At 70.8% G+C, this 11,944-nt stretch carries 11 protein-coding genes; 9 read left to right on the top strand and 2 right to left on the bottom strand.

From position 1 onward, the window contains the following. Positions 1 to 6 precede the first annotated feature (6 nt). The gene (locus tag AB0B64_RS21240) at positions 7 to 462 is read right to left on the bottom strand and encodes a signal peptidase I (protein WP_358179207.1); all 456 of its coding nucleotides are present in this window, start codon (positions 460 to 462) and stop codon (positions 7 to 9) included. A gap of 62 nt (positions 463 to 524) precedes the next feature. Between AB0B64_RS21240 and AB0B64_RS21235 the strand changes: the two genes are divergently transcribed. The 3 genes from AB0B64_RS21235 (at position 525) to AB0B64_RS21225 (ending at position 3,783) form a co-directional block, all read left to right on the top strand. Next, a complete protein-coding gene (locus tag AB0B64_RS21235; protein ID WP_357943949.1) occupies positions 525 to 1,241 on the top strand; it encodes a methyltransferase domain-containing protein in 717 nt (238 codons plus the stop codon). A 449-nt stretch (positions 1,242 to 1,690) separates the two neighbouring features. After that, on the top strand, positions 1,691 to 2,905 hold the full coding sequence (cysC, locus tag AB0B64_RS21230) for an adenylyl-sulfate kinase (protein ID WP_358179205.1): 1,215 nt from the start codon (positions 1,691 to 1,693) through the stop codon (positions 2,903 to 2,905). Continuing rightward, entirely contained in the window at positions 2,902 to 3,783 is an 882-nt protein-coding gene (locus AB0B64_RS21225) for a sulfite exporter TauE/SafE family protein (protein ID WP_358179203.1), read from the top strand. Before cysC ends, AB0B64_RS21225 begins: the two co-directional genes overlap by 4 nt. Here the strand turns inward: AB0B64_RS21225 and AB0B64_RS21220 are convergent. Next, complete coding sequence (locus AB0B64_RS21220) at positions 3,728 to 4,771, bottom strand: hypothetical protein (protein ID WP_357943943.1); 1,044 nt, start codon at positions 4,769 to 4,771, stop codon at positions 3,728 to 3,730. The genes AB0B64_RS21225 and AB0B64_RS21220 overlap by 56 nt on opposite strands. Positions 4,772 to 5,118: 347 nt before the next feature. Here AB0B64_RS21220 and AB0B64_RS21215 point away from each other — a divergent pair, with 347 nt between their 5' ends. The 6 genes from AB0B64_RS21215 (at position 5,119) to AB0B64_RS21190 (ending at position 11,718) form a co-directional block, all read left to right on the top strand. Then, complete coding sequence (locus AB0B64_RS21215) at positions 5,119 to 6,420, top strand: Wzz/FepE/Etk N-terminal domain-containing protein (protein WP_358179201.1); 1,302 nt, start codon at positions 5,119 to 5,121, stop codon at positions 6,418 to 6,420. Beyond that, complete coding sequence (locus AB0B64_RS21210) at positions 6,417 to 7,694, top strand: hypothetical protein (protein WP_358179199.1); 1,278 nt, start codon at positions 6,417 to 6,419, stop codon at positions 7,692 to 7,694. Before AB0B64_RS21215 ends, AB0B64_RS21210 begins: the two co-directional genes overlap by 4 nt. Then, the gene (locus tag AB0B64_RS21205; RefSeq protein ID WP_358179197.1) at positions 7,691 to 8,596 is read left to right on the top strand and encodes a hypothetical protein; all 906 of its coding nucleotides are present in this window, start codon (positions 7,691 to 7,693) and stop codon (positions 8,594 to 8,596) included. Before AB0B64_RS21210 ends, AB0B64_RS21205 begins: the two co-directional genes overlap by 4 nt. Before the next feature lie 5 nt (positions 8,597 to 8,601). Further along, the gene (locus AB0B64_RS21200; RefSeq protein WP_357944598.1) at positions 8,602 to 9,447 is read left to right on the top strand and encodes a sulfotransferase domain-containing protein; all 846 of its coding nucleotides are present in this window, start codon (positions 8,602 to 8,604) and stop codon (positions 9,445 to 9,447) included. Next, positions 9,435 to 10,706, top strand: coding sequence for a polysaccharide biosynthesis C-terminal domain-containing protein (locus tag AB0B64_RS21195; protein ID WP_358179195.1), 1,272 nt, complete (start codon positions 9,435 to 9,437; stop codon positions 10,704 to 10,706). Before AB0B64_RS21200 ends, AB0B64_RS21195 begins: the two co-directional genes overlap by 13 nt. A gap of 115 nt (positions 10,707 to 10,821) precedes the next feature. Continuing rightward, positions 10,822 to 11,718, top strand: a complete 897-nt coding sequence (locus AB0B64_RS21190; protein WP_358179193.1) for a sulfotransferase — start codon at positions 10,822 to 10,824, stop codon at positions 11,716 to 11,718. Positions 11,719 to 11,944 lie beyond the last annotated feature (226 nt).

Here is an 11,944-nt window from a genome sequence, read left to right as displayed (position 1 = left end):
TCGCATCTAGCCCACGCCCCCGTCCGGCTCCGGGACCTTGCCTGGCTCCAGGAGTTCGTCCGGCTCCGGGACCTCGTACGGCTTCAGGACCTTGTCCGGCCGCCGGACCTTGTAGCCCGGGACGGACGGCCAGCGGACCGTCAGGACCACCGACTCCTCCTCCGCGTGCCAGGAGTGGTCCACGCCCTTGCCCCAGACCACGTAGTCGCCCCGCTCGGCGAGCAGCACGCTCCTGCCCGGTAGTTCGACGCGGAAGCGACCCGAGATGAGGATGAGCAGCGCCGTACGCTCCTCGCCCCGCACCCACTCGGCGCGTTCGTCACCCGGGGAGTGGGTGCCCCATTTGATCTCCACCCCGTCGCTGTGTCTCGGGTCGCCATAGGGTTTGAAATGGCCCAGGAGCCAGCCATGGTCCATCGCGGCGTCGACATTCGCGTTGCCCACGTACACGAGATCACTCACGGCGCAGGACGCTAGCAGGGAAATGGCTTACTAATTGGCGTCGATTGATTACTCTGGGTGACATGTCTGAGGTGCGGTCGGTAGCCCCAAGGGGCGATCTCTTTGGTCAGCGCATCCGCGAGCAGTGGGCCGGACGGCTCGGCAGGCGGCTCGACGTGCTCGTCGCCGGATGCGCGCACGACGAGCCACTGGTCCTGGACCGGATCGACACCAGGGCCACCGGCGTCGACGAGGACCTGCCCCCGATCAGGAGAGTGGTCGGCGAGCGAGCCGATCTCGCCATGTGGTCACTGGGCGACCTGCGCTGCGTCCCGCTGCCCCCGAGGTCGGTGGACGTGATCCAGCTGTCGTTCCTGCTGGAGCGGATCCAGCACGCCGAGCTGGTCTTCGACCGGCTGCTGCAGGCGCTGCGCCCCGGCGGGCTCATCCTGCTGCGCATGCGCGACCGGAAATCCGCCTACGGCCTGCTCGACCGGATCACCCCGTGGTGGCTGCGGCGGCTCATCTGGCGGCACCTGGTGTCGGCCGGCACGCCGGGTCCGCTACCGGCCGTCTACGGGCCGGTGACCTCGCGCGACGGGATCCACACCTTCTGTCTCACGCGCGGGCTCATGATCACCGACGACCACACGGCTACCAGCGGTCCGGCCATGGGGCGTGTCGGCCGGCTGGCCGTCCGAATGACGGCCAAGCTGACCCGCGACCGGTTTCCGTCGACGCATGATGAGATCGCCATGGTGATCAAGAAGCCGCAGAATCACTTCGCTCGGCTCATCTAGGCGTGGTTCGTCACGACCGTCTCGGGCACCGCGACGGTCTGTGGTGGCTGACGTCCTTGGGAGGGATACCCCCTCCGGGGGCGAGAGGAAGACGGTCCGTCGTGGCCGAGGTCCTTGGGTGGGCTACCCCCTCCGGGGGCGAGAGGGAAGACGGTCCGTCGTGGCCGAGGTCCTTGGGTGGGCTACCCCCTCCGGGGGGGAAGAAGAAGACGGCCCGTCGTGACCGAGGTCGCCATAGAGGGCCCCTCCGGGGAGCGGAAGAAGTCCCCGTGGAGGGACGGTCCCGTAGTAGGCGGGCCGCCGCGACAGAGGCGCCCATAGAGGGACACTCACTCCGGGAGAGCGGAATGTCTGGCGAAGGTTCGGGGACACCGCACTAGCGACACACTTGTACCAAAGGCTAGACTCCTTTCCTACCAAGTCAATCGGAATAGTTGGGATGGCAGACCGTGGAGTGGACCCCAGGGGCGTACGAGCTGGCCGACCTGGAGCTGCTGCTCTCCGGCGCGTTCCAGCCGCTGAGTGGGTTCCTCGGGCACGACGACCTGCACACGGTGCATGAGCGCGGCACTCTCGCCGACGGCACCCCGTGGCCGGCTCCCGTCACACTCCACCTTCCGGAAGCGGCCACTCCCGGCACCGAGGTCACGCTGCTCGACCCCGAGGGCGTGCCGCTGGCCGTGCTCACCGTCGCCGAGCGCGAGCCCGACGGCCTGGCCTCCGGTCCGGTGAAGGGCCTGGGCGCCCCGGAGCACGGGCCGTTCGCCCGGCTTCGCCGCACTCCGGCGCAGATACGCGAAGAGCTCGATGGGCGGGCGGCGCTCGCCGTCACCATGCGGGGACCGCTCGACGACCTCACCGAGATCGTCGCCACCGCCAAGGAGCTCGACGCGGTGATCGTGCTGCTCCCCCTCTCGTACGGTGAGACGGGCCCGGCCGTCGTACGCGCCGCGCTGCGCGCCAAGGAGCAGCTGCCCGAGGGCACCCTGGTGATCTCGGTGCCGCTGGCGCCGCGCGCGGAGCCCGAGATCGACCTGGAGCTGCGCGAGCACGTCGCCACCGCCTACGGCGCGACCGAGCACCTGGCGGGCCCCGAGCCGGTGCGCATCCCAGGACCGCCGCACCGGCGCGGGCTCGTGGTCTTCTTCACCGGCCTGTCCGGCTCCGGCAAGTCCACGATCGCCCGCGGCCTGCGCGACTCGCTGCTCGAACTGGGCAGCCGTCCGGTCACCTATCTCGACGGCGACGTGGTCCGCCACCTGCTGTCCAAGGGCCTGACGTTCTCCAAGGACGACCGCGACCTCAACATCCGGCGCATCGGCTTCGTCGCCGCCGAGGCCGCGCGCCACGGCGGGCTGGCGATCTGCGCCCCCATCGCCCCCTACGCCGCCACCCGCGAGGAGGTGCGCGAGATGGTCGAGTCGGTCGGGGCCGACTTCCTGCTCGTGCACGTGGCCACCCCGCTGGAGGAGTGTGAGCGCCGCGACCGCAAGGGCCTGTACGCCAAGGCCCGCGCCGGGCTCATCCCCGAGTTCACCGGTATCTCCGACCCCTACGAGGAGCCGGACGACGCCGATCTGATCATCGACACGACGCACATCTCTATCGAGGCGGCCGTCACCCAGGTGCTGGGGGCGCTGCGGAGCGGAGGCTGGGTTCGTTGATCGACTTCCCCCTGATCGCCGGGTCCTTTCTGGTCGCGATCGTCGTCGGGCTCACCGGCATGGGCGGCGGCGCGCTCATGACGCCGATGATGATGCTGTTCTTCAACGTTCCGCCGCTGGCCGCGGTCTCCAGCGACCTGGTCGCCTCCGCCGTGATGAAACCCGTCGGCAGCGCCGTACACCTGCGCAGGGGCACGGTCAACCTGCGCCTGGTCGGCTGGCTCTGCGTGGGGTCGGTGCCGGCGGCGTTCTGCGGGGTGTTCATCGCGCGCGCGTTCGCGGTCGGCGACGCGGTGAAGTACGCGCTCGGCGTGGCGCTGCTGCTCGCCGTCGCGGGCCTGGTCGCCAAGACGTGGCTGGCCGGGAAGGGCGGTACGTCGAGCGCCCACGACATTGTCGTGCGCCCAATCCCGACCGTACTGGTCGGTACGGTAGGCGGACTCGTCGTCGGCATCTCCTCGGTCGGCTCGGGTTCCCTGATCATCGTGGCCCTGCTGGCCCTCTATCCGGCGCTCAAGTCCAACCAGCTCGTCGGCACCGATCTGGTGCAGGCGGTGCCGCTCGTCGCCTCGGCCGCGCTCGGCCACCTGCTCTTCGGCGACTTCCAGCTCACCCTGACGGTCTCGCTGCTCATCGGCTCGATCCCGGGCGTCTACCTCGGCGCCCGGATCTCCTCCAGGGCGCCGGGCGGCCTCATCAGGGCGCTGCTCGGGATCGTCCTGCTCGCCTCCGCGCTCAAACTGCTCGACGTGAGCAACACAGTGACGGTGTGGGCGCTGGCGGGCGCCTCGGTCGCGACCGTCGCGGGCTGGCGCTGGCGCGTCAGGGCCGCGGCACGGGCGTCGAGTGAAAGTAAGGATCTCGCGCGAGCTCGCTGAACGCCCGCCCGGCGGCGGGATCGGAGTCGAAGCTCGTGTCGCCGCGCGGCGCGTGCGGCGAGTCGAAGTAGATCAGCGCCTTGATCTGCGGATAGCGCTGAATCTGCGTACGCACCGACTCGAAGAACGAGCGCTTGGCCGTACGGTCGTCGGCCCGCTCGAACACCCCCCATTCCGCGACCATGACCGGCTTGCCGGGAAAGCGCCACTGCATCCACCGGTAGAACCCCGGCCACTGGTCGAAGTCGGGCCGGGTCTTGTTGACCAGACCGTCGAAGTCGCGGACCCGGCCGTCGGCATAGGGGTCGAGGGCCACCCAGTCGACCACGTCGTCACCCGGATAGAGCTGCTCGAACCAGGGCTTGGCCGCCCAGTTGGGCGCACCCATGTAGGTCATGACCGTGACCGCGTTCTTGACGCCCTCGTCGCGCAGCCTGAGCACGACATGGCGGTACATGGCCGCGTAGTCGGTGGCCTGCATGCCCGAGCCGGGGGCGGCGTCGACGTCGTTCTCCGGCTCGTGGTGGAGGGTGAGGAAGAACCGCTCGGGGAAGGTGCGCCTGATGTAGTCGGCCAGCCGGTCGATCCTGCGGTCGATGGCACCGCGGGCGATCTGCGCCCAGGTGTAGTCGAGCGACGGCTTCCAGTTGATCAGCAGCAGCCTGGGCCGGACCGGGTCGCGGGCCAGCGCGACCTCCTCGCTGGTGGGGAACTCCTCCTTGCCCCGGTGATAGACGTGCAGCACGTCGGCGGTGCCACCGATGCGGGACTCGGCGCCGTGGAGCGACCTTTCGATGCCCGCGCCGGTGAAGACCTCCGGGGCGATCCCCCACCAAGCGCCACAAGATGGGATGAGCCGGGCAGTGACCGCGCAAGCCGGCGAAGTTTCCACGTTCGGCCTGGCGCTCGGCTGGGCGACCTGCGCCGGACTCCCCGAACCCTGCACAGCTGAGCAGCCCGCGAGCACGGCGACGACCAACAGCGCCACACCTTTGACGCTGATATTTACCGCTTTATGAGAAATTCCCCACCGGTTCAAGGCCGTTCAACCCCCTCAACCAAGGACCCCCGTCCTATCAAACCTGAACCATGCCATGCCATTCCCAGAACTTCAGCCGGAGCGGGTGTATCGCCAGGTCAACAACCATCCGACCAGCCCTTAATTTCGCATTATTTCGGGCTATCGTGGGGTGAATTGCTGGCCGCACCAGAGAAAATCTTCTGGATTCAGCCTGGGTAATATCTGTCCGGCCTATAGTGGGCGGACGCCGCGACTTGTGACGCACAGTCGCCGATCGGCGACACCGCGCACACACTCGAAGGAGATCCGCTCCAATGAGCCTGTCGCCGGACTTCCCGGGCCGCCGCCACGCCACCGACCTGGCGGACCACCTGTCGCTGGTGCGCAGGCGCTGGCTGCTGTTCCTGGGGTTCCTGCTGGCCGGCGGCACGGCGGGGCTGGCGCTGCTGCGGTTCACCCCGGCCGCCTACACCGCGACCACCCAGGTCCTGGTCGCGCCCGTGGGCGTCCAGGACCAGAACAACCAGGTGACCAACCGGCAGCGCGAGCCGCTCAATCTCGACACCGAGGCGCAGATCGCCCAGTCGTCCGTGGTGGCCGACAAGGCCGCCAAAGACCTCAAGACGGGCACGCCCGAGCCCGTCGAGGTCTCGGTGCCGCCCAACTCGGCCGTGCTGTGGATCTCGGTCACCGCGGCCGACCCCGCCGTCGCGGCGGCCCAGTCGCGGGCGTACGCGCACGCTTATCTGGCCAACCGCACCGAGAACGCGCAGGCGACGATGACCGCGCAGCAGAAGGCGATGCTGGTCAAGCTCAAGCAGGTCAACACCGCGCTCGACGCCGTGATCAAGGAGCTCGCCCTGGCGAGCAAGGGCAGCATCGAGCACACGATCGCCGCGCACCGGCAGAGCGTGCTCAACCGGCAGGCCTACAGCCTCACGCTCAAGTACGACGCGCTGCGGACCGTCGCCATCACTCCCGGGTCGGTCATCAGCCAGGCCACGCCGCCGACCGTGCCCAGCTCGCCCAGCCTGCCGCTCTACCTCGGCACCGGGCTCATGATCGGCCTGCTCCTCGGCACGGCCACCGCCTACGCCCGCGACCGGCTCGACACCCGGTTGCGCACCGCCGCCGACGTCGAACGGCTGACCGGGCTGCCCGTGCTCGGCGACCTGTCGGGCCCGCTCCGCCAGGGAGTGCCGCACGACCTGGCCTCGGCCGTGATCGCCGCCTGCCCGGGCAAGCGGCTGCTGGTCAGGGCGATCCCGGCGGAGCTCGGCGCGACGCCGGTGGTCGGGCCGCTGGCCGTCACTGCCCCGCTGTCGTTGCTGACCGGCTCCGACGTGGGCGACCTGGCCCGGGCCGACGCGGCCTTGCTGCTGGTGGGGCTGCGCCGGGCCACCTCGGCACAGGTGGCCGCCGCCGTACGCCATCTGGGCAGGCACAACGTACCGATCATCGGTGTCGTGACGACGAGGGACCTGACCCCGCGGCCCGAGCCGGTCGACGGCAACCCGCTCGGCAAGCTGGTCGCCAGCGGCGAGCTGGAGCCCGGCCAGTCCGGCGAGGCGGCGCCCATGACCTCGCTCCCCCGCCCGCCGGGCACCTCGGCATGAGAGGTCCGGCATGGCCGATCGGCGCGCTCCTCATCGGCTATCCCGTGTGGTGGGCGCTCGGCTTCGGCGGGCTGTCGGTGATCGTCCTGGCGGTGCCCATGGCCATCGTGCTCTGGCGGCGCCGGCCGATCCGGGTGCCGCGCGGGTTCGGGCTGTGGCTGCTGCTCCTGGCCGGTTACACGGTGAGCGCGCTGATGCTGGCCGACATGCCGCCCGACACGTACGGGGCGTTCAACGCCGGGCGGGTCATCGGCTACCTCATACGGTTCGCGCTCTACGCGGCCCTGTTGATCATGGTGCTCTACCTGGGCAACCTGACCGAGCGGGAGCTGCCGCAGCTCAGGCTCGTACGGATGCTCGGGGTGCTGTTCGTCACGACCGTGGCGGGCGGGCTGCTCGGCGTGTTCTTCCCCCGGCTGGAGTTCACCTCGCCGGTGGAGATGGTGCTGCCGGGGTGGATCAGCGACAACGCCTTCGTCCAGAACCTCATCCACCCGACGGCCGCCCAGACCCAGAAGGTGCTCGGCTACGCCTCGCCGCGCCCCGAGGCGCCGTTCGAGTGGGCCAACGCGTGGGGCAGCAACGTGTCGGTGCTGCTCATCTGGTTCGTGGTCGGCTGGTGGGTCTACGGTGGGGGCGGCCGCAAGGCGGTGGCCATCGCGTTGACCGCCGTGGCCGCCATCCCGATCGTCTACTCGCTCAACCGCGGCCTCTGGATCGGCCTGGGGCTGGCCGGGCTCTACCTGATCGTCCGGGTCGGCGGACGCACCAGGCTGGCCCTGTGCGCGACGGCGGTGGCGGCGGCGCTGGCGTTCGCGCTCAGCCCGCTCGCCTCGCTGGTCGGCCAGCGCCTGGACAACCCGCACTCCAACGACATCAGGGCCTTCACCGTGTCGGCGACCATCTCGGCGGCCACGCACTCGCCGATCATCGGCTACGGCAACACCCGCAACGCCATGGGCAACCACCGCACGATCACCACCGGCAAGACCGAGTGGTGCGGCGGTTGCGGCCATCCGCCGCTGGGCAGCGACGGGCAGCTCTGGCTGCTGATCATCACCCAGGGTTTCGTGGGGGCGGCGCTGTATGTGGCGTTCTTCCTGGGCGCGATCCGGCGCCACTGGCCCGACCGCAGCCCGATCGGGCTCGCGGGGGTGCTCGTCATGATCCTCGTGCTGCTCTACATGTTCGTGTACGACGGCCTGGTCACGCCGCTCAGCCTCTACCTCATCTCCTTCGCCCTCCTGTGGCGTAACACCGGGGAGAGCGCGTGAACGACGCGAAGGTGCGGCTGCGCTACCTCGACCAGACCGTGCGGGCGCTCTACCCCGGCCCCGGCTCGCCGCGCGCCTACAGCGTGCTGCCGCACCGGCTGCTGCCGCGCCGCCTGGCCCCCCGGCGCCGCTGGCACGGGCTCCTGGGCCGTCCGGTCATGGTGCCGGTCGAGGGCTCGATCGAGACGTACCTGAGCGACATCCTCGGCGTACCCGTCGAGACCGTCCTCCACGTACGGCCGGCTCGCCGGGCCAACCGCAAGCCCATCCTGGAGGCGTACGGCGAGGGCTCCCGCCTGGCCTTCGTGAAGATCGGCGACACCCCGCGCGCCCGCGAACTGGTCGACGGCGAGGCCGCCACGCTCAAGAAGCTGAGCAGTCTGGCGCTCAAGACGGTCGTCGCGCCGACCGTGCTGCGCCACGAGCGCTGGGGCGAGTACTCGGTCCTGGTCCTCTCGCCGCTACCGATCAGGCGCGGCCGGGTCCCCGCCGCCCTGCTCACCGAGGCCGTCAAGGAGATCGCGGGAACCGGCGGTTCCGAGGGAGCGGCCTGGCACGGCGACCTGTCGCCCTGGAACATCGCCCCTTCCGACGACGGGCGGCTGCTCGTCTGGGACTGGGAGCGCTACGCGGTCGGCGTGCCCTATGGGTTCGACGCCGTGCACCACTTCTTCCAGCGCGCGCTGCGGCGGATGGACCCGGCCACGGCCGCGCGGGCCTGCCTGGCGCAGGCCGTACCCGTGCTCGCCCCGCTCGGGCTGTCGGCGGCGGAGGCCCGGCGGACGGCCCTGCACTACCTCGTCGCGCTGGCCGACCGGCACGCCGCCGACGGCCACGAACCCCTCGGGCCACCGGGCATATGGCTCAATCCCCTCGTCGATCACCAGGAGCCGCTGACGTGAACACGATGAAGCAGTCGGTCCTGTCCGTCTCCCGGACCACCGGGAGGTTCACGTCGAGCGTACGGATGCTGCCGTCGTTCCTGATCGCCGGAGCGCAGCGGTGCGGCACCACGTCGCTCTACCGGGCTCTGGCGCGGCACCCGCTGCTGCTCAAACCGGTGCTGCACAAGGGCGTCCACTACTTCGACGCCGACTACGGGCGGGGTCTGTCCTGGTACCAGGGGCACTTTCCGCTCCGGGTGGCCGCCGCGCGGCTCGCTCGCCGCCACGGCACGCATCCGCAGGCGTTCGAGTCCTCGCCCTACTACCTGTTCCATCCGCTGGCCGGGGAGCGCATCGCGGCCGACCTGCCCGGGGTCAGGCTCATCGTGCTGGTGCGCGACCCGGTCGAGCGGGCGTGCTCCGCGCACGCCCACGAGCTGGCCAGGGGCTACGAGACCGAGTCCGACTTCGAACGGGCCCTGGAGCTGGAGGAGCGGCGGCTGGCGGGCGCCGAGCAGGCCATCCGCGAGCGGCCCCACACCGTCCACCACGCGCACCGCCACCACGCCTACCTGGCGCGCGGGCGCTACGCGGAGCAGCTCGACCGGCTGGAGCCGCTGTTCGGCCGCGAACGCGTCCTGGTGCTCGACAGCCACCGCTTCTTCGCCGAGCCGGAACGCACCTACGACCGGGTCCTCGACTTCCTCGGCCTGCCCCACCTGGGCTACCCAGTCTTCGAACGCCACAACGGGCGGCCGCTCCCCCGGCCGCTGCCCGACTCGGTCAGGCAGCGGCTCAGGGACCACTTCGAGGTGTACGACACGCGGCTGGCCCGCTGGCTGGGCGGTGAGCCGTCGTGGCGTCGCTGACCACGGGGCCGCTCGGTCAGGTGGCCAGGGGCGGCATCGCGGGCATCGCCGGGGCCGTCATCAGCGCGGGGGCTCAGTTTCTGCTGGTCGCGGTGGTCACCAGGGCGTTCAGCGCGCACCAGGCGGGCACCTTCTTCACCGCCACCGCCCTGGCCCTCATGGTGGCCGGCGTGGCCAAGCTCGACGCGGGCAACGGCCTCATCTATTTCATCGCCCGCGCCAAGACCTACGACTACCACGGCATTTCCGGATATATCCGGGTAGCTCTGGTCCCGGCGGTCCTGCTCGCCACCGCTTGCGGAGCGATCCTCTATCCGCGGCTCGGCCTGCTGGCGGCGGCCCTGCCCGTGATGGTCGCCACCGACCTCCTGCTCGCCGCCACCCGCGGCTTCGGCGCCATGCGGCCCACCGTGCTGCTCGACGGGATGGCGTTGCCGACGCTCCAGTTCCTGCTCGTCGCCGCGGCGGCCGTCGCCGCCAGGCCGCAGTGGCTGCCGTTCCTCTGGGCTCTGCCGTACGTGCCGGTGGCGCTGCTCGCCGCGATCCAGCTGCGCGAACGGCTGCCGCGTACGTTGTACCTGCCGGGCACCACCCGTGACCTGTGGCTTTACACGGCGCCGCGCTCGGTGGCGGGTGCCATCCAGGCGGTGTTCCAGCGGCTCGACATCGTGGTCGTCGCACTGCTCGGCGGCCCGGTCCAGGCCGCCGTCTACACCGCCGCCACCCGGTTCAAGGTCGTCGGCCAGCTCGCCAACCAGGGGCTGGCACAGGCCGTACAACCGCGCCTGGTCAGGGCGCTGGCCGACGGCGAGATGGGCCGGGCGCGGGAGCTGTACCAGGCGGCGACGATCTGGCTGGTGCTGCTCACCTGGCCGATCTGGCTCGGGTACGCCGCGCTGGCGCCGTGGCTGTTGCGCCTGTTCGGGCCGGGTTACGGCGCCGCCGTGCCGGTGGCGCTGGTGCTGGCCGGCACGATGATGCTGGCGACCGCGTGCGGCATGGTCGACGTCGTACTGACCGCCGCCGGGCACACCACGGCCAGCCTGCTCAACCTGGTGGCGGCCATCGCCTGCACGGTCGCGCTGGACGTGGCGCTCATCCCGGTCCACGGCGCGTTCGGCGCGGTGCTCGGCTGGGCGGGCGGAATGATCGCCAAGAACCTGCTCCCGCTCTGGCAACTGCACCACCGCTACGGCCTGCACCCTTTCGGCCGCCACAGCCTCCCCGCACTCCGCTTCCGCTCCTGGACCACAGCGTGACCGGCCGCACCCCGCGCTTCGCGAGCGCGCCCCTTCTCGCACTCCAGGACCACGGCATGAGCGGCCCCGTCCCGCGCCTCGCAAGCGCGCCCTTCCCGCAGTCCTCGGTCGTGGCATGAGCGGTCCCATTCTGGTGACGGGCCTGCCCAGGAGCGGCACGAGCTGGACGGGCAAGATGCTGGCGGCCGGGGGCGACCTCGTCTATGTCAACGAGCCGCTCAACCCCCAGCACCCGCCCGGCCGCTGTCCCGGCGTCCTGCGGGCCCAGGTCACCCACCGCTTCCAGTACATCTGCGACGACAACACCGCCGACTGGCTGCCCGCCTTCCAGGACACGGTCGCGCTCCGCTACCGGTACCTGGCCGAACTGCGTACCAACCGCTCGCCGTACGACCTGGCCCGCATGACCCGCTATGGCACGGCCTTCACCCTCGGCCGCCTGCTGGGACGGCGGGCCCTGCTCGACGACCCGTTCGCGGTGCTCTCGGCAGGCTGGTTCGCCAAGCGGCTGGGCTGCAAGGTGATCGCGCTGACCCGGGACCCGGTGGCGTTCGTGGCCAGCTGGCAGCGCCTGGGCTGGACCGTCTACTTCCACGAGCTCCTCGAACAACCCCTGCTCGTCCGCGACCACCCCGAACTCCTGGACCTCCGCGCCCTGGTCGGCTCCCAGGACCGCATCGCCAAGGCGGCGGCGCTGTGGCGGGTCACGCAGGCGATCCTCGCCCGTACCCCCGGCATCCTGCTGACCTCCTACGACGAACTGGCCTCCGCGCCGGTCCAGGGCTTCCGGCAGCTGTACGAGTACGCGGGCCTCGCCTGGTCACCCACGGCCGAGCGCCGCATCACCCGAGCATGCACGGCCCCCGTCGGCGCGAGGAGCGCTTTCGCCTGGTCGGGCCTGTCCCGCACGGCTTTCCGGCCCATGAACTCACGCCGCGCCCTCGAAACGGCCACCCTCGGCCTGACGCGGGCGGAAGCGGCCCGCGTACGGGAGCTCACCTGCGCTGAATGAGCCCACCGGCGAACTCGTCCCGCCGGAACCGTGGGCCAGCCAGCCACCGCTCCTGCCATTGAGCGGGCCTGGGCGGGTCTGGTCTGGGCCGGTCTGGGCGGGCCTGGTCTCGGCGAGTCTGGGCCGATCCAAGGTGTCCTGGACGGGTCTGCGCGGGACCGGACCGGGCGTAAGACGGGCCTGAAAGGTCTGTGCGGTCTGTACGGGTCCCTGAGGAAGCGAGACC

The organism is Nonomuraea sp. NPDC049129, assembly GCF_040648495.1.
GTDB lineage: Bacteria > Actinomycetota > Actinomycetes > Streptosporangiales > Streptosporangiaceae > Nonomuraea.
This window is presented reverse-complemented; position numbering and strand designations above follow the sequence as displayed.

Excerpts from the sequence above, each read along its gene's own strand:
- AB0B64_RS21190 (WP_358179193.1), top strand. The coding sequence starts at position 10,822 with ATGAGCGGTCCCATTCTGGTGACGGGCCTGCCCAGGAGCGGCACGAGC.
- AB0B64_RS21235 (WP_357943949.1), top strand. The coding sequence starts at position 525 with ATGTCTGAGGTGCGGTCGGTAGCCCCAAGGGGCGATCTCTTTGGTCAG.
- AB0B64_RS21215 (WP_358179201.1), top strand. The coding sequence starts at position 5,119 with ATGAGCCTGTCGCCGGACTTCCCGGGCCGCCGCCACGCCACCGACCTG.
- AB0B64_RS21200 (WP_357944598.1), top strand. The coding sequence starts at position 8,602 with ATGAAGCAGTCGGTCCTGTCCGTCTCCCGGACCACCGGGAGGTTCACG.
- AB0B64_RS21210 (WP_358179199.1), top strand. The coding sequence starts at position 6,417 with ATGAGAGGTCCGGCATGGCCGATCGGCGCGCTCCTCATCGGCTATCCC.